General features: G+C 46.5%; 13 protein-coding genes and 1 pseudogene. 9 read left to right on the top strand and 5 right to left on the bottom strand.

From position 1 onward, the window contains the following. A complete protein-coding gene (locus tag KJS52_RS21865; protein ID WP_213519419.1) occupies window positions 1-1,548 on the bottom strand; it encodes a response regulator transcription factor in 1,548 nt (515 codons plus the stop codon). Window positions 1,549-1,804: 256 nt separating this feature from the next. Here KJS52_RS21865 and KJS52_RS21860 point away from each other — a divergent pair, with 256 nt between their 5' ends. From KJS52_RS21860 to KJS52_RS21840, 5 genes are all read left to right on the top strand, one after another. Continuing rightward, complete coding sequence (locus KJS52_RS21860; RefSeq protein ID WP_246563862.1) at window positions 1,805-3,115, top strand: ABC transporter substrate-binding protein; 1,311 nt, start codon at window positions 1,805-1,807, stop codon at window positions 3,113-3,115. A gap of 23 nt (window positions 3,116-3,138) precedes the next feature. Beyond that, on the top strand, window positions 3,139-4,014 hold the full coding sequence (locus KJS52_RS21855; RefSeq protein WP_213519418.1) for a carbohydrate ABC transporter permease: 876 nt from the start codon (window positions 3,139-3,141) through the stop codon (window positions 4,012-4,014). Continuing rightward, the gene (locus tag KJS52_RS21850) at window positions 4,011-4,817 is read left to right on the top strand and encodes a carbohydrate ABC transporter permease (RefSeq protein ID WP_213519417.1); all 807 of its coding nucleotides are present in this window, start codon (window positions 4,011-4,013) and stop codon (window positions 4,815-4,817) included. The genes KJS52_RS21855 and KJS52_RS21850 overlap by 4 nt, the downstream gene beginning before the upstream one ends. Before the next feature lie 26 nt (window positions 4,818-4,843). Continuing rightward, window positions 4,844-6,895, top strand: coding sequence for a beta-galactosidase (locus tag KJS52_RS21845; protein ID WP_213519416.1), 2,052 nt, complete (start codon window positions 4,844-4,846; stop codon window positions 6,893-6,895). Between the two features lie 188 nt (window positions 6,896-7,083). Continuing rightward, window positions 7,084-7,647: a GNAT family N-acetyltransferase gene (locus KJS52_RS21840; RefSeq protein WP_213519415.1), complete on the top strand. Its 564-nt coding sequence runs from the start codon at window positions 7,084-7,086 to the stop codon at window positions 7,645-7,647. Window positions 7,648-7,674: 27 nt separating this feature from the next. Here the strand turns inward: KJS52_RS21840 and KJS52_RS21835 are convergent, their stop codons facing one another. Both KJS52_RS21835 and KJS52_RS21830 read right to left on the bottom strand, forming a co-directional pair. Next, window positions 7,675-9,825 carry an ABC transporter transmembrane domain-containing protein gene (locus KJS52_RS21835; protein ID WP_213519414.1) on the bottom strand — a complete coding sequence of 717 codons (2,151 nt, stop codon included), beginning with the start codon at window positions 9,823-9,825 and terminating at the stop codon, window positions 7,675-7,677. Between the two features lie 137 nt (window positions 9,826-9,962). After that, complete coding sequence (locus KJS52_RS21830; RefSeq protein ID WP_213519413.1) at window positions 9,963-11,021, bottom strand: LLM class flavin-dependent oxidoreductase; 1,059 nt, start codon at window positions 11,019-11,021, stop codon at window positions 9,963-9,965. A gap of 237 nt (window positions 11,022-11,258) precedes the next feature. On the opposite strand from KJS52_RS21830, the pseudogene KJS52_RS21825 reads away from it, so the two are divergent. Continuing rightward, window positions 11,259-11,525 (top strand): annotated as a pseudogene (locus KJS52_RS21825) (YhfM domain-containing protein); the annotation flags it as partial. Here KJS52_RS21825 and KJS52_RS21820 read toward each other — a convergent pair. Further along, complete coding sequence (locus KJS52_RS21820) at window positions 11,520-13,079, bottom strand: PTS sugar transporter (RefSeq protein ID WP_213519411.1); 1,560 nt, start codon at window positions 13,077-13,079, stop codon at window positions 11,520-11,522. The pseudogene KJS52_RS21825 and the gene KJS52_RS21820 overlap by 6 nt on opposite strands. Window positions 13,080-13,322: 243 nt before the next feature. Here KJS52_RS21820 and KJS52_RS21815 point away from each other — a divergent pair, with 243 nt between their 5' ends. Together KJS52_RS21815 and KJS52_RS21810 are read left to right on the top strand one after the other, a co-directional pair. After that, window positions 13,323-15,023: an RICIN domain-containing protein gene (locus tag KJS52_RS21815; protein WP_246563860.1), complete on the top strand. Its 1,701-nt coding sequence runs from the start codon at window positions 13,323-13,325 to the stop codon at window positions 15,021-15,023. Then, complete coding sequence (locus tag KJS52_RS21810) at window positions 14,999-15,343, top strand: hypothetical protein (protein WP_213519410.1); 345 nt, start codon at window positions 14,999-15,001, stop codon at window positions 15,341-15,343. Before KJS52_RS21815 ends, KJS52_RS21810 begins: the two co-directional genes overlap by 25 nt. Before the next feature lie 163 nt (window positions 15,344-15,506). Here the strand turns inward: KJS52_RS21810 and KJS52_RS21805 are convergent, their stop codons facing one another. After that, window positions 15,507-16,376 (bottom strand): LysR family transcriptional regulator, encoded by an 870-nt coding sequence (locus KJS52_RS21805; protein ID WP_213519409.1) that lies wholly within the window; start codon window positions 16,374-16,376, stop codon window positions 15,507-15,509. Between the two features lie 151 nt (window positions 16,377-16,527). On the opposite strand from KJS52_RS21805, the gene KJS52_RS21800 reads away from it, so the two are divergent. Continuing rightward, window positions 16,528-17,538: a DMT family transporter gene (locus tag KJS52_RS21800; protein WP_213519408.1), complete on the top strand. Its 1,011-nt coding sequence runs from the start codon at window positions 16,528-16,530 to the stop codon at window positions 17,536-17,538. Window positions 17,539-17,615 lie beyond the last annotated feature (77 nt).

The following is a 17,615-nucleotide window of genomic DNA, read 5'->3' as shown; positions in this document are numbered from 1 at the left end:
TCACCTTGGCCCGCTATTAGCATGGCGGTATTCAATTGGCGTCATGCCAACAAATTTTTTAAATACTTTGGAGAAATAGTTGTGCTCGGAAAAGCCGATCTTTGTGCTGATTTGCGAAATCGTCTCGTCAGTGTATTTTAGCAGCTCCTTCGCCTTCTCCACTCGCACCTTATTAATGTAGGCGGTTAAATTTTCATTCGTGCGCTGCTTGAAATACCATGACAAATAGCTGTAATTCATATGAAACCGCTCAGCCAGCTCGGCAAGCGAAATATCCTGCTCATAGTTGTCATGAATGAAATCAATGATTTGATTCAACGTATTGGCCTGACTTTGATCCTGATGCTCGCTCACCTGCTGTTCGACCATCGCCATAAACTGCTCGATGATATCTGTTAGCTCAGCCAGCGTTGTCGCCAGGTCAATCCGTTTAAACCAAACGAGCTTCTCTGTGCCCAGCTCCGTAAATGGCAGATGCAAATGCTCCAGCGTGCTCATAACTGTATAAATAATATGCTGAATAAAGCGCTTGAGCGAATATTCGTCCAGCCCCTGCACCATTTGCAGCTTGCTGAAATAATCGACAAGCTGCTCCTTTGCCTGATTAAAGGTCAGCCATTTTAAAGCGTTGACGAAGGCGTCATGGTCAAACGGCACATCGACATGCTCCAGCTTGATTTCATCCTCAATAATAAAGCGCCGCTCATTAAAATAGAGCGCCTTGGCGAACAGCTGCTGCTGCCGGGCATAGCTCATCTGCAAATCATCTATTTCTTGCATGCTGTCGGATAAAATAAACGTTAGCGCAGGATACTGCTTATTGATGGCTTTAACAAAGGCTAGCAGCAGCGGATGCAGATTCGGTTTCTCTTCCGCATCATAATTCAATACAACCGATACATACTGCTTCGTAAATACTGCAATATGCGTCGTTCGTGCAAAATACTCATAGCACTGCTGCAATATATATTGCTCCAGCTCATACTGGCTCGCATTGGTCAAGCTTTGCAGCACCGCAACATTCGTCACAAGCAGGCTGAATTGCGCCTTCGGCAGCTGCTGCTGCAGCTCTTGTCGGTCGTTTGCCGCCAGTTCCTCCTGCTCAAACCATTGGCTGAGCATAATCGAAGGCTCCTTCAGCAGCGGGCCGCTCGTATCTCGCTTGACCGCAGTCGGCTTGCTGGAGCTGCGAATAAGCGCGACCAGCTCCTCAGGGGTCACCTTTGGCTTGAGCAAGTAATCGTCCACTCCATATTTAAACACTTCACGCACCAGCTCAAATTCACTATAGCTGCTTAAAATAATGATCTTCAGTTCGGGATGCGTTTGGCGTACAATTTTCACCAGTTCGATGCCATCCATAATCGGCATCATAATATCTGTTATAAGCACATGCGGCTGTACGGCATGAATGAGCTCCAGCGCCTCTGCGCCATTGGCAGCCTGCGCAACGATTTCTATGCCTTCACGTGCCCAATCATGCAAATGTGCCAAGCCTGTACGAAAGATCGCCTCATCATCTACGATCATTACACGATATGCTGTCAATTATCGTCACCTTCTTGAAATTAGGTCGTTTTATTCCTTTAACATAAAGGATTTTAGGAAGTAAGTACACTATTCCACCGCAAAAATTCGCGTTATCCAAATTTTTTACTAACGAACAAAATTAATACTAGAAGCTGCTGCGCTTTTGTCAAACCTCTATAATTTGTAGCACATAAGAACAAAATTGTTATTATACAGAGATGTCCGATTTCCCTAGAATGAAGAGGTATTCAAAAACAAAAAGGGGTTGTAGCAATTGAAGAAGAAAGCACTTTCAACATTGCTCGTTACTGCGCTAATGGCTGGTGCGCTTTCCGCATGCGGCAGCAGCGACAACAGCACAGGCAATACAAGCAACAGTGAAGCAGAAGGCGGCAAGCAAAAAGTTGTAGCATGGGCATGGGATCCTTCCTTCAACGGAAAAGCATTGAAAATTGCTGAAGAAATTTTCAAGCAGGAGCATCCTGATTTCGAGCTTGAGGTAGTTGATATGGCGAAAACAGACCTTGAGCAAAGACTAAATACGAATTTGGCGGCTGGTGTAACAGAAGGTCTTCCAGACATTCTACTCGTAAATGATCCAAACATTCAAAAATACGTTAATTCTTATCCTGGCACTTTTGCTGAGTTTACGAACAGCTCTGTCGACTTCTCCCAGTTTTCTCAATACAAGGTTGACGCGCTTACCGTTGACGGCAAAATTTACGGCGTACCATTCGATATTGGCGTAACGGGCTTGTTCTATCGTACAGACATTCTTTCCGAGGCTGGCTTCTCTGCTGAGGACCTTGAAAACATTACGTGGGATGAATATATCGAAATCGGCAAAGTCGTAAAAGAAAAAACAGGCAAATATATGTCGACGATCAATCCTAACGATGAGGCTTGGACTTCTATCCTGCTGCAATCTGCGGGCAGCTGGTATATTACAACTGACAACAAAGGCAACTTTGTCAATAACCCGGTTATGACTGAAACGCTTCGTCTATACAAAGCTATTTCTGATTCCGGCATCGCGAAGCCTGTTACTGGCTGGAGCGAGTTTGTAGGCAGCTTCAATGCTGGCGACGTTGCAACGGTTGTTTCCGGCGTATGGCAAATCGCATCGATTATGGATGCAGAGGATCAAAAAGGTCTATGGGCAGTTGCGCCAACGCCTCGTATTAATATCGAAGGCGGCGTAAATGCTTCCAACGAAGGCGGTTCCAACTGGTTCGTATTTGATGGCTCGGCTAACAAAGAGCTGGCAATGGACTTCCTTGGCAGCACAATCGGCGGCAGCAGCGAGTTTTATGAGCGCTTCCTGACCGAAGCCGGCGGAGTTGGCTCCTACATTCCAGCCTTCTCAAGCGAAGCGTATCAGCAAACCTCCGAGTTCTTCAGCAACCAGGCGATTTATGCTGACTTTACAGAATGGTCTACTAAGGTTCCTGGTATTTCTCTAGGCATGTATACACAAGAAGCAAAGGATGCCTTGAAAAATGAGCTTCCTAACATTCTGAATGGTGCAGATCTTGAGAAAAGTCTTGCTAACATTCAACAGCTATTTGAGCAGCAGGTACAATAATTTAACAGTTAGCAGGTGATAAAATGAGGGGCAGCTTGAATAAATCCTCTCTAATCGGATGGCAGTTTGTATTACTGCCATCCGCATTAATTCTATTGTTCAGCTTCTTTCCGATGGTTCAATCGTTCATTCTCAGCTTTGAATCCGGTAAGGGCAATGTGTCCGAGTATGTCGGACTTGGCAATTATTCCAGACTTTTGTCTGATCCGATGTTTCGACAAGCACTGTTCAACACGATTCTTTACTTAATCGTGCAGGTGCCGATTATGCTGTTTATGGGCTTAATTATCGCGCATTTGTTAAACTCGCCAAAGCTAAAGCTTAGAGGCTTTTATCGTACAGCTATCTTTTTACCTTGTGTCACTTCACTCGTTTCTTATTCAGTTCTGTTCAAAAGTATTTTTGCAGTTGACGGTATTTTCAATAAACTGCTTATGAATTTGCATATCATCAACGAACCTATTGCATGGTTAATGGATCCCGTCTGGGCTCGTGTTGTTATAATTTTGGCCATTACATGGCGCTGGACAGGCTATAATATGATTTTCTACCTGTCTGCAATGCAAAATATTGATCCAAGCGTATATGAAGCTGCTTCTATTGATGGCGCATCCAAGTTTCGTCAGTTTTTCTCGATTACGATTCCGATGGTGAAGCCAATCATTTTGTTTACAGCGATTATTTCAACGAACGGTACTTTGCAGCTATTTGATGAGGTCGTAAATATTACAAACGGCGGTCCTGGTAATGCAACAATGACAATTTCCCAATATATTTACAACCTGAGCTTCGTTTATACGCCTAACTTCGGCTACGCGGCAACGGTATCGTATGCGATTGTTATTATTGTCGCTATCCTTGCCTTCCTGCAAATGAAAATTGGAGGTGAGAAGAAATGAGAAAGCTAGGCGCTATCGGCAAGCATGCGTTTTTGCTCATCGTTTCTGCCGTATCCCTGTTTCCGTTTCTATGGATGATTATTGGCATGACCAATACATCAAGCGATATTGTTAAAGGGAAATTCAGCTTTGGCTCCGAGTTTTTCAACAATGTCAACCGTTTGTTTGAACAGGCCAATGTCGGCACGGCGTTTCTAAATTCCTTACTCATTGCAGTTATCGGCACGCTGCTTACGCTGCTGCTCTGCTCCGTCGCAGGCTATGGCTTTGAAATTTATCGCACAAAGGGCAAGGACCGGCTGTTTGGCGTGCTGATGCTGTCGATGATGATGCCATTTGCTGCGATTATGATCCCGTTGTTCCGCTTGTTCAGCCAATGGGGCTTGCTTAACTCGGCAGTGGCCGTTATATTGCCGACGATGACAACCGCGTTTATGATTTTCTTCTTTATGCAAAATACTAAGTCATTCCCGCGCGAGCTGCTGCAGGCCGGGCGTGTTGACGGGCTGAATGAATGGAAGCTGTTCACCCATATTTATATGCCAACGATGAAGCCGACCTATGCGGCGGCTGCAATCATTACATTTATGTCCAACTGGAACAACTTCCTGTGGCCGCTAATCGCGCTGCGCACAGCGGAGAAAAAGACGCTGCCGCTTGTTGTTTCGTCTTTGGCATCGTCATACAATCCAGACTATGGTATTATTATGGTGGCAATTGTCATTACTACTTTGCCTACAATATTAATTTTCTTCCTGCTGCAGAAGCAGTTTGTTCAAGGTATGCTTGGCTCTGTTAAATAGCAGCACAAACTAAAGGAGATTATGAGATGCAGCAATTATTTTCTGATCGATTATTACATGGAGCTGATTATAATCCAGAGCAGTGGCTACATGATCCGGAAATTTTAGCAAGAGATATTGAATATATGAAGGCAGCAGGCTGCAATGTGATGTCTGTGGGCATTTTCTCTTGGGCCAAGCTTGAGCCTGAGGAAGGCGTGTTCAATTTTGCATGGCTGGACAACATTATTGATTCCTTATATGAAAATGGCATTTCCGTATTTTTAGCGACACCATCCGGCGCAAGACCGATGTGGCTTGCAAGAAAATACCCTGAGGTGCTGCGCGTTGCAGCGAATCGCCAGCGCAATTTATTTGGTGCTCGCCATAACCATTGCTACACATCGCCCGTCTATCGCGAAAAGATCGGCATCATCAATGCCAAGCTGGCGGAGCGCTATGCCAAGCATCCAGCGGTGAAGCTATGGCATATTTCCAACGAGTATGGCGGCGAATGCCATTGCGATTACTGTCAGGAGGCATTCCGCGGCTGGCTGAAGAACAAATACGGCACGATTGAAGAGCTGAACCTGCAATGGTGGACAACGTTCTGGAGCCACACCTACAGTGACTTCTCTGAGGTGGAATCACCTGCTCCGCACGGCGAAAATGCAATTCATGGCATGAATCTTGATTGGAAGCGCTTTGTCTCTGACCAAACGCTAGACTTTATGAGACATGAAATTGCTGCCGTTAAGCCATTCAATGCTGAGCTGCCTGTTACAGCCAACTTTATGTACTACTTTAACGGCTTGAACTATTTCAAATTCAAACATGATGTTGATATCGTTTCCTGGGACAGCTATCCGGTGTGGCATAAGCGCGATGATGTTTCAATCGGGCTTGATACAGCGATGATGCATGATCTGATGCGTTCGATTAAAAAGCAGCCTTTCTTGCTAATGGAAAGCACGCCATCGAGCACCAACTGGCAAAGTGTATCGAAGCTGAAAAAGCCTGGCATGCATGTGCTGTCCTCGATGCAAGCGATCGCGCACGGCTCCAATTCGGTGCAATATTTCCAATGGAGAAAGAGCCGCGGCTCGAGCGAAAAGCTGCATGGCGCCGTTGTTTCGCATAACGACCGTTCGGACACACGCGTTTTCAAGGAGGTTGCTCAGCTTGGCGATTTGCTGGCTCAGCTGCCGCAGCTTGCTGCTACCAATACTCGTGCACAGGTAGCAATCGTCTATGATTGGGAAAATAAATGGGCGGTAGAAGACTCGCAAGGCCCGCGCAACAAGGATATGGGCTATATCGAAGAGGTTCAGGCGCACTATCGCGCATTTGCCAAGCAGGGCATTTCCGTAGACTTTGTCGATATGGAATGTGAGCTGGACGGCTATAAAATCGTCGTTGCCCCGCTGCTTTACATGCTGCGCGCCGGCTTTGAAGGCAAGCTGCGCAAATTTGTAGAGACTGGCGGTACGCTCGTTACGACCTATTGGACTGGCGTTATTAATGAGAATGACCTGATGTTTATGGGCGATACGCCGCATGCTTTAACTGATGTGCTGGGGCTTGTCAGTGAGGAAATCGACGGCTTGTACGATCATGAGCGCAACTATGGCGTTGTGCAGCAAGCGATGACTACTGGCGCGCTGTCAGGAAGCTATAGCTGCAGCATGCTGTGCGATCTTGTGCATTTGCAAGGCGCTGAAGCGTTGATGACGTACCGCGATGATTTCTACGCCGGACGCCCGGTGTTGACGCGCCATGCCTTTGCTGGCGGGGAAGCGTATCATATCGGCAGCCATTTCGAGGATAAGTTCTATGAGGATTTTTATAACGAGCTGGCGGCTAAGCTTGAGCTGGAAAAAGCACTTCCAGTGCAGCTGCCTGAGCCAGTTTATGCTGTAGCTCGTGAAAATGAATCGACCAAATATGTATTCATTCATAACTTCAGCAATGCAGCAGCACCGATTCCAGCGCTTGGAGAAGCTTACAGCCTCGTTGCCCGCACTCGTCCAGAGCTGGCGGAGAACAAGTGGACGCTTGCTCCTTATGAAATGCTAATCGTTGCGGCTGCTCGAGCATAAGCGGCTGCCGTATGACATTAACAGACCAAACGGATTAAAAATAAGCGCGAGAGTCAAGGCATGGAGGCGAATGAGCCTCTAGCCTTAAGCTCGCGCTTTTTTACATATGCACAGCATAATTTTGTATAATGGATGACAACAATAGCCTGTAACCTATTTGATTAAGTTGAAAAAGGGGGAATTGAAAAATGATTAGGCAGGCCCAGACAAATGATGCAGAGCAGGTTGTCTCGCTCATTCTTTCTGCGATAGGTGAAGAGCTGGCGGCTGTTTATACAGGCGAGTCCGAGCCCAGTGAGGCGGCGCCAATACTGGCGCAATATTTTGCTCAGCCAGGCAATCGCTTCAGCAAGGAGCTGATCAGAGTTTACGAGCAGGATGGTAAAGTGGCCGGCATGATTCTATGCTACAGCGGCCAGGATGCGGCTGCGCTCTATGCGCCGATTGAGCAGCATCGCTCGCAAGCGCTAAAGCAGGCTGTGAAGCATCAGCTGGAGTCGGAACAGGGTGAATATTATATTGATGCGCTAGCGGTTGATGAACGCTATCAAGGCCAGGGCATTGCCGCCAAGCTAATGCTTCAAGCCGAGCAGGACGCGGCTGCAGCTGGCTTGCATAAGCTTAGTCTGCTTGTCGATGTCGATAATACTCATGCCTTACAGGTGTACCTGCGCAAAGGCTTTATTCAGAAAGGACAAAAAATGCTCCACCAGCAGCCTTATTGGCATATGGTGAAGCAAGTGAATGTCTAGCTTAAATTCGATAGCATAATACTCGGCTTAGCTCATACGATGAACGATCGCTTCTTCAAGCTGCTGTTTAAGATGCGGGTAACGCTCGATAAGCGGCATAAGCTGCTGCGAGGTTAATGTTAGAAAGACGCTGTCGCTAACTGCCCGCACATCAGCGGTACGCGGAATATGACGCAGCAGTGCAATCTCTCCGAAATACTCTCCATCCTGCAAATGAGCTACTGTTTGCTCCACGCCGTCCTCAGCGCGTTTAATGATCGCTACATGGCCGCGTACAATAATGTAAAACTTATGGCCGCGCTCTCCTTGCCGAATAATGATTTCATCTCTGCTGCGCCGCTCCATAACAAACGATTCTGCCAATGATTCCAGAACAGCAAGCTCCATATTCGCAAAAAATGGCAGCTGGCTCAGTCTTTCCCCTGTAATATGGACAGAGCTGCGATCCGAGCTCCACTCAAAGCCATGCTGGCGACGCCATAGCTGCTCATAAAGGCCGCCTTCAGCGAGCAGCTGCTCATGCGTGCCCGAGGCCACAATTGCACCGTGATCCATAACATAAATCAGGTCAGCCCCTGTAACACTCGTCAAGCGATGAGTAATATGAACAAGTGTCCTGCCCTGACGCAAGCGATGGAGGCAATGGTTAATCGTTTCCTCCGCTTCAATATCCAGCGTTGCCGTAATGTCATCGGCAATAAATATTTGCGGATTGTGCAAAATCGCCTGTGCAATAGCCAGACGCTGTTTTTCGCCAGTCGACAGATTCTGCCCTTGATTAACGAGCGGCGTATCCAGTCCCTGCGGCAATGCTTCGACAACGTCGAGCAGTCCTGCCATTTCCAGCGCTGCATTTAACTGCTCCTCAGCTGCCTCGCCTGCTGCCAGCAGCAAATTTTCACGTATAGTCGCGTTGAACAAATACGGCTCCTGGAACACAACACCGATCGCCTGAAACAAGCTGTCCAGCCGAATTTGCTCCAGCTCGCGGCTGCCGACTGTGATGCTGCCCTGATCAATTTTATAAAATCGCAGCAGCAATTGCACCAGCGTGCTTTTTCCGGAGCCGCTGGAGCCAACAATCGCAACATACTGCTGAGGCGCAATATGCAGGTTAATATTCGATAGCACCCGCTCCTCCTGATAGCTGAAGCTGACTGCGTTAAACTGCACCGCAAGCGGCTGTCCATCCAATGTCTGTGCGTCGTCTGCTTGCTCCAATTCAGGCGAAAGCTGCTCAATTTCCTTAATGCGGCGCATTCCGACCTCGCCTTCTATAAAAATCGGCATCATCTGCATAAAGGAGGTGATCGCGAAGTTGAACGTAATAAAAATCGAGTTGAACGCGGTGTAATCGCCAATCGTCATTTCCTGCTGAAACGTAAAATAGCCGCCCACCGCCAAAACCGCTACATTGACCAGCGTCAAAATCATAACCGGCAGGCGCTCCAGGTTGGAATTAATGAAGCTGCGCTTTACACCAAATCGGTACAAATGATCCATCTGCTTCATAAAGCGTTTATGAAAGCTGTCCTTGAGGTTGAACACCTGAATCGTGCGATAGCCTTTAACCTCTTCCTCGACGGCATTGGAAAGCTGCTCCATCCCGTCTACGTAGCTTTGATTGTAGCTTTTGGCGCGCTTGTTAAGCAGCAGCTGCGGCAGCATAACAAGCAAGGAGCCAGCGACAGCGATCAGCATCAGCTTCCAGGAAATCGAAAACATTAGCACCATTCCGACGATGACGCTCATGATCGAATAAAGGCCCATAATAAAAACCTGCTGCAAAGCATATTCCACTGCCGGCATATCAAGCGTAAAGCGAGCCAGCAAATCGCCGCTGCGATATTTCGAGAACGCTCGCGATGATAGCAGCTGAAACCGTGCATACATGTCGCTGCGCACATTTACCATCGTTTTTTCGGTCAGCTTGGCCAAGGAATAATCTCCGCCAACACCTACGAGCAAACTAAGCACGCCGCCCACCACAAAAATGATCAGTACGGCAAAAAACATCGTCAAATTTTGCGGTATAATCGCAAGATCAATTAAATATTTCATGCTCATAGAGGTGAAATATTCAAAGGCCAGCTCAAACATAATGGCTAAAACAACGACGAATACAAGCAGCTTGTGCTGCAGCAGGTATTTTTTCAAAGCCCGTAGTAAATAAAACAACGCCGCTCCTCATTTCCCATGAAATGCTCTTTGCGGTTAATTATAGCATTGAACAGCGGCTAACGGACGATAAACCTTTTACTGCATTGTTCATTTATAGCTTAAAATTCAATAAGCCAAGCTTCGCAACCGAGCTTTTATAAAATGCCCTGTTCCTTTTCCCAATTTGCAACTTCCTCACGCACCATTGGCGCCACAACCTTGCCATACAGCTCGATTCCGTGCATTACCTGCTCATGCGGCATCGTGCCTAGCGGCATATGCAGCATAAAGCGAGTAATGCCTACATGCTTGCGCAAATTAATAATTTTTTTCGCTACATACTCAGGATCGCCTACGTACAGTGCGCCTTCTACGCTGCGCGCATAGTCATACGTCTGGCGAGTATAAGAGCTCCAGCCGCGCTCCTTGCCCAGCTGATTCATAACCGCAGCAGTCGAAGGATAGAACTGCTCTGCCGCAAGCTCCATCGTATCTGCAACAAAGCCATGGGAATGCGAGGCTACAGGCAGCTTGCTGACATCGTGTCCACTGCGTTCGGCAGCACGCTTATACAGCTCAACAAGCGGGGCAAAATGATAAGGGCTGCCTCCGATAATAGCCAGCACAAGCGGATAACCGAGCATGCCAGCGCGGATGACCGAGCCTTGGTTGCCGCCACTGCCAATCCAGATCGGCAGCGGGTCCTGCACCGGGCGCGGATATACGCCTCGACCTTTTATGCTTGGGCGATGGTTGCCCTCCCAAGTCACGACCTCTTCTTGCGTCAGCTTAATAAGCAGCTCCAGCTTCTCGTCAAACAGCTCATCATAATCAGACAAGTCATAGCCAAACAACGGAAAAGACTCTATAAACGAGCCTCTGCCTGCCATAATTTCCGCACGCCCGTTTGAAATTGCGTCGACCGTGGCAAACTGCTGGAATACCCGTACCGGATCGTCTGACGACAGCACCGTAACCGCGCTCGTCAAACGAATTGATTTCGTACGAGCAGCCGCCGCAGCCAAAATCGTCGCAGGACTGGAAGCCGCATAATCGCTGCGATGATGCTCGCCTACTCCATATACATCAAGTCCGACCTGATCGGCCAGCACAATTTCTTCAACGACCTGACGAATCCGCTCTGCATGTGAGATCAGCTCGCCTGTTTGCGGATCGGGATTGCATTCTACAAAGGTTGAAATTCCTAGCTCCATAAGATCACTCCTATATCTTGTTAGCATTCTTTCTTTATTGTGACCGTTTTTCGATAATTTTACAAGTTACTTTATTTTTTAATGTTCAATAATATAAAGATAGCAGGCACGGCTGCTGCGCTTGGCAGCACGTGCCTGCTTCATTAAAGGCCTTGTACAAGGCAGTTAAACGCTATAATTGCAACTTAAAGCTCCTCGCTCTCGTCTACGCTTGTAAGATCGAACTCGACAAAAGATTCAGAAACTGTAGAATTGCTGCAAAGCATTCTCTCGTCAGCCAACAAAGAAGGCGGCATAGTCAATGTAAGCAAGCCGCACTACGATTTGCAAATCATCGATGCACAAGGCGTAGAGCAAGGCTACCATTTATGGGTAGGAAAAGCCGGGCAGCAAGGTATGCTAATGGATGTACAAAACTCACATACCGTCTACACAATATCCGAACAATTAACCGAAACATTAATGACTCTAGTTGAAAAGCTGCAAAACGAACAGCCTCTATGATACTCGTACTGTTTTATTAGCTACTAGAGTGACAACAAACGCAATCAACAACGCTGCAAGCATTGATATAACAAAGCCTAGCGGATTATCTGACAGATACGGCGCCACGACCGATGGAACATAAGCCGTACCCCTTACAGCAAACAATCCGACAAAGCCGCCGCCAATGCCTGAGGCGATAATCGCTCCGGCAAATACAACCTTATTAGAGAACATAAACGGATAAGCCGCTTCTACAAATGTACCAAAGCCAATATTGATTAAAAAGCCGGGCGCTGCCACTGCCGCCTCACCCTTATCACGCGGCCCAATAATATTGGCCAGCGTAATTCCGGCAGAAACCATCACCAAACCGACCATATCAATCGCACCGAGGAAGCTATTGCCTGTCGATTCCATTTCCAGCATCACAATCGGCAAAATAGCCGCATGGTAAACCCCGGCAATAATCGCTGGCCAAATCAGAAGGCCTGCGCATACCCCTGCCAGAATCGGATTGAAATCGATAGCTGCATTAATGAGCAGCTTCACCCATTCGCCAAGCTGCAAGGCAAGCGGCGATACAAGAAAATACATGACTAGACCAGAAGCAAGACCAGCAACGCCGCCTGCTACAATATTGACGGTAGTCATCGGAAAGCGCCACTGCACACATTTGGTAAATAAATAGTGCACAAGCAAGCCTGCCAAAATACCGCCAAGCATCCCGCCGATAATGCCGCCCTTGCTCGAAAGGATACCTGCGATAACTCCAGCTACAATTGAGACCTCATCCAGCTCGGAAATCTGTTTAGCCGCAATCACTGCAATAAGAACGGGCAAAGCGCCTATCAATAGATCAAAAACGCCTGATAATGACGACAATCCCGGAATTTTGCCAAGCGCCAAAATGATAGCCATGGCGATAAAGCCAGGCAACGATGCCTGCATAATGCCTTTAAAATTAATTCGTTTCCATATGCTTACTGGTGCAGTCTGCTCGCCGCTTGATGCTTGCGCATGTCCCAGCACTGGCATATAGGATATTTTCCAATATTTACACAAGGAGGTTAAAAACGAAACAGCGCGCGTACGATTAGTCGTTCCGGTCGTGCCAGAGGTCGCAATCACATTAGCACCTTTAGAGCTAATTAATGCCATCGAAGTTCCGCCTGTACCAACAATCGGTATGCCTTTCGCTGCTGCAGCCAATATCGACTGCTCATTCGCACCCTCCGGATCACCGCTCATCACAATCAAGCCATCTACTAAGCCAGTCTCTATTAGTTGAGCGAGCTTTTGATCGCTTTCCTTAGCTAATATATTGATCTCTGCCAGCGTCATGATGTCGCCCTGTACAATACGCTGGGATTCAGCATCATAACTGAACAGTGATGCATTGGTTTTGCCTTTTGCTACATCCATCGATTCATTTGCAGCGATAAACTGTATAGCTGCAATTTGTACTTGCGCACTTTGACATTGCGCAATTATTTCTCCTAAAAGCTTGTCTGGCTGCCTTCCACCCAGATTAAATAAATTGCCGCCGCTGCTGCCTATAATTGCTACATTCATTGCTGACACTCCTTAAGTCTGAGTTGAATCTCTTTAGTCTAGTAGTGCATTAACTAATTATAAGAATGATACGTTAATATGACAATCAATATTTCATATTCATATTAACTTGTTAAGGAATGCTAATTTGGACTTATTGGACAAAAGGTAGAAAATGGTTATATATGTAAAGATACGGATATTGTTGTCGGAAGAAAGCGCTGTCATAATGAATGTAAACCTTTATGAAGGAGTTGGTATAATGTGTTAAAGGCAAAAAATTGGTTAAAGATCGTGATGATGTTTGCTATGCTGCTTGCTTTGCTGGCACCAGCTGGTGTCTCTGTTCATGCATGGCAGGGCATGCCGATGTCCAAGCTCCATGTAAGCGGCAATCAGTTGGTTAACAGCAGCGGAGAGCCCGTTTTATTGAGCGGCTGGCATCAGCCATCAGGCTCCTACTGGACGTATCAAAGCAGTAATTACTATTTGAATCGCAACGGCGGCAATCGACATGCAGCAATTTTAGAGTATCTAAAGGACATAACCGATACCTTTACCGACACTTCTCCGAAATATGGCAATAACCATGGCTGGTATATGAACCAGGTGCGACTATTTATTGACCGTGAGGATATGGGTGATGTGGCAGCTGGAACTTACAGCTTCGCAGGCTTGCAAGCGGTTACTCAAAATGTCATCATTCCCTACATTCAATACGCGCGAACAAAAGGACTCTACGTAACGCTAGGCCTTGACTTTACCTTCTCCAACAATCAGGCGACAACCCCATCCAACCTCAACAAATTTAACGAAATTTGGGGCTATCTTTCATCACAGCCTGAAATAAAAAGCGCTGATAATGTAATGTTCGAATTGGTTAATGAGCCAGTTTTATCCTATGCCAACGGCCGCTGGGGAGGGCATCCGTCCGATCCTCAGTTTTCAGATTTTTGGAATGCGCTGCGAGACTTCCAAAACTCAATGATTTCTACTATTCGCAGCAATGGGGCTGACAACGTAATTTGGGCTGCAGGTCTTGGTTGGGATCAATACTACCAGCTATGCGCAACGAATCCGTTGACAGACCCATTAAACAATATAGGCTATGCGGTTCACTGGTATCCGGGCTATGGCGCTAACAATAATTATTCTACTCTGCAGCAGCAATGGGATACGAATATTAAGCCATGTGCTGATCATTACCCGATTAACATTACAGAAACAACATGGTTTAATACGCTGCCAGGAGATCCGGAATACTGGAATCTTTTTAACGGCAGCAATGAAGGCTTCGGCAAAAATACGAAAGCAATCTTTACGGCTGCAGGCAACGTAAGCATTGCGGTTCACATGAATGGATTTTTGCTGCAGCCAGGAGCAAGAAGCTCATTTGCAGATCCGACTGCAGGCTTGCTCTATGATGGCAACTCCGCGCGTGACGGTATGGCTCGTTTTATTTTTGAATGGTATTACGAGCGCGCGCAAATGAATCCGTGGAATGGCATATGGAATGGGTTAACGTCCGGCTCCACCTACAAGCTGATCAACCGTCAGTCCGGGAAGGTATTGGAGGTCCCAGGCGGACAAAACACAAATAATTTACAATTGCAGCAATATACGGATCTCGGAACTACTGCCCAGCAATGGGTGGCCACAGATATGGGGACCTCTACCAATATTTATCGTTTAAGGAGTGTCAGCTCTTCTGATGGAAAAGTGATGGACGTTCGCAATGGAACGAAAAACAACGGGGAAGCCATTCAACTAATGCAGGACTTTGCCAATACGGCTCAACGCTTCCGCATTATTAAGCTGAGCAACGGTTATTGGAGCATTATCAATATAAACAGCAATAAAGCTGTAGAAGTTGCTAATTCATCAACCGCAAATGGAGCGCTAATTCAACAAAATCTGTATCGCGGAAATTTGAATCAGCAATGGCAGCTTACAAAAGTCAATTAATTCGTTTTCGTGTTGTTGAAATAGAAGGGAAAACTTCTTACGATGGTAAATACTTCTTAACCGTAAGTGACTTTAATCCCGTCGGAGCAGAGTTTTCTGATTACTTAAGTCAATTTCAAGATCCAGAAATAGCAGTTAAGTATATTATTTTAACAAAGGACACCTATATTTTTGATCATCGAACTACCCCAGGTAAAATTATAACGATGGAAGACATTCAACTCTCGTTGTTTACATCGTCGGATCATCTTCAGTTCAAATTTTACATTGACAGATCCGATGGAATCCACCTAATCACAAAGGTATTAGAGTTATATTAAGATCGCAGCTTATATGTAAAGGTAATGACTCTTAAAAGTTAGAGATTTGGCAATTAGCTTTTTGGCTGGTTTAAGTTCGGTATTGGACTTAAACCAGCCATTTTTGTCTATTGAATCGTATAGCAATATATTAGTTCTTCTTAATTTCGCTGTATCCAGCCAGCTACACATCAGCCAACGCATCCGCGTGCATGCGAATTTCTTCAATAAAATGATTTAAGGAGCGCGTAATATAAGCATCCTTGCGCCAAATAAAGATGGTCGTAATATCGCAATACGGCTCTGGCAACGGATGCTCATCCACTACCTGCTTTTCCACAAGCTCGGTCACAGTTGACTGCGGAATAACGGTTATGCCGATTCCAGCCGCTACACTGCCAATGATCGTGCCGAAGGTGCCAAACTCCATCACCTTGCGCGGAATAATCCCTTCAACCTTCATCCAGCTCTCCAGCCTCCCCCGATAGCCGCAGCCTTTATGGTACAGCAAAAATGGCGTCGTCGTCAGCTGATCCATCGTAAAGCTGTCGCGCTTGGCAACAAGCACCAGCCGCTCGGAAATGACAGCAAGCTGCTCCACATTAGGATGGCGAATCGGCCCCGTTACGAATGCCCCGTCGAGCTTCATATCCAGCACATCCTGCACCAATTGATCCGTTACACCTGCCATAAGCGACACTTCAATATTCGGATAATGATCGTTAAATGAGGAAAGAATATGTGGCAGCGCATTGACGGTTTCGACTATGCCGATTTTCAGCAAGCCGCCTGCATCGGCTTTATCCTGAAAGCTAAGCTTCATTTCTTCTACTTTAGCTGTAATGTCCTTGGCATATTCCAGCAAACGCTTGCCTTCGGAATTGATGATCATGCCGCGCTTATGTCTGCTGAATAGCGGCGTATGCAGCTCCTTCTCAAGCAGCTTGATTCTGGCTGTTACGTTGGATTGCACATAGTTCAATTCCGCCGCTGCCTTGCTAATGCTGCCGCATTCGGCAACCTTCTGAAAAATGATTAAATCATTCAATTCCATCATACTCATCCTTCTCTCAGGAATTTTACTTCCTTCTGCAATACTATCATTATAAATGATGGATAACTTTATTTTCAATCATTTTACATGTTGCCTGCATCGTAATATGATGAATGACGGAGCTACATATACGAACGATAGGATGGAGATTATGAATAAACGTACGGTATTAATCGGAGCGGTACTATGTTTAATTGCGAGCATGTCCTGGGGTGCAATGTTTCCTGTTGCGCATGAGGCATTAAAGCATATTGATCCTTTCTACTTTTCTTTTATTCGTTATTTTATTGTCGGCATTATATTATCTGTCATTTTGCTTGTAAAGGAAGGCCGGTCAGCTTTTCGTCTGGAAGGCCGCGGTTTGGCGCTTACCTTTTACGGCTCGATGGCATTTGTCGTTTATAATATGTGTGTGTTTCTTGGCCAGCAAAAAATGGGCACTGCCGGCACGATTGTTGCCTCCATTATGGAGGTGCTGATGCCCGTTATTACAATTGTACTATTATGGCTGTTTGCGCGCCGCAAGCCTAATGCAACTACGCTGCGCAATATTGCAATCGCATTTGTCGGAGCGATTTTCGTCATTACTAGAGGGGATTTCGGCTTTTTCTCAATGAAAGGCGGGCAGCTGTTTCCGCTGCTGCTTATTTTTATCGGAGTGACAGGCTGGGTCGTATATTCGCTTGGCGGCTCCCGCTTCCAGGCATGGTCGATCCTGCGCTATTCAACATTAACATGCCTGCTTGGCAATGGGGTGGCACTGCTCGTTGTTGCTTCCGGGACGGCTGCTGGCTGGTTAAGCATACCGACTCTTGAAACATTGTCCAGCATTAAATATGAAATGACCTTTATGAGCCTGCTGCCAGGGCTGGTGGCGCTGCTCAGCTGGAACAAAGGGCTTAAAATGCTCTCCTCCACGCACGGCATTTTATTCATAAACTTTGTTCCGATTACGACCTTTGTTATTTTGGCGTTCCAAGGGTACAGCATTAATGCCTTTGAAATAGGCGGAACATTGCTTATTATCGCTGCACTGGCACACAATACTTTAATCCAAGGCGGAGCGGCAAATCGCTGGGTGCCACGAACAATTCGTACCTATGCCCGCTACTCGCGCTTGCAGCTAGTTAAAGCGATGCGCATGCTAACCTCTAAAGTATAAGCCTGCAAATGATGAGAGGGTGTACAGAATGTCAGTCAAGCCTGACAAGCTGTACACCCTTCTTATTCGTCATGCAT

This window comes from Paenibacillus montaniterrae, from assembly GCF_018403185.1.
GTDB classification, from domain to species: Bacteria; Bacillota; Bacilli; order Paenibacillales; family Paenibacillaceae; genus Pristimantibacillus; species Pristimantibacillus montaniterrae.
This window is presented reverse-complemented; position numbering and strand designations above follow the sequence as displayed.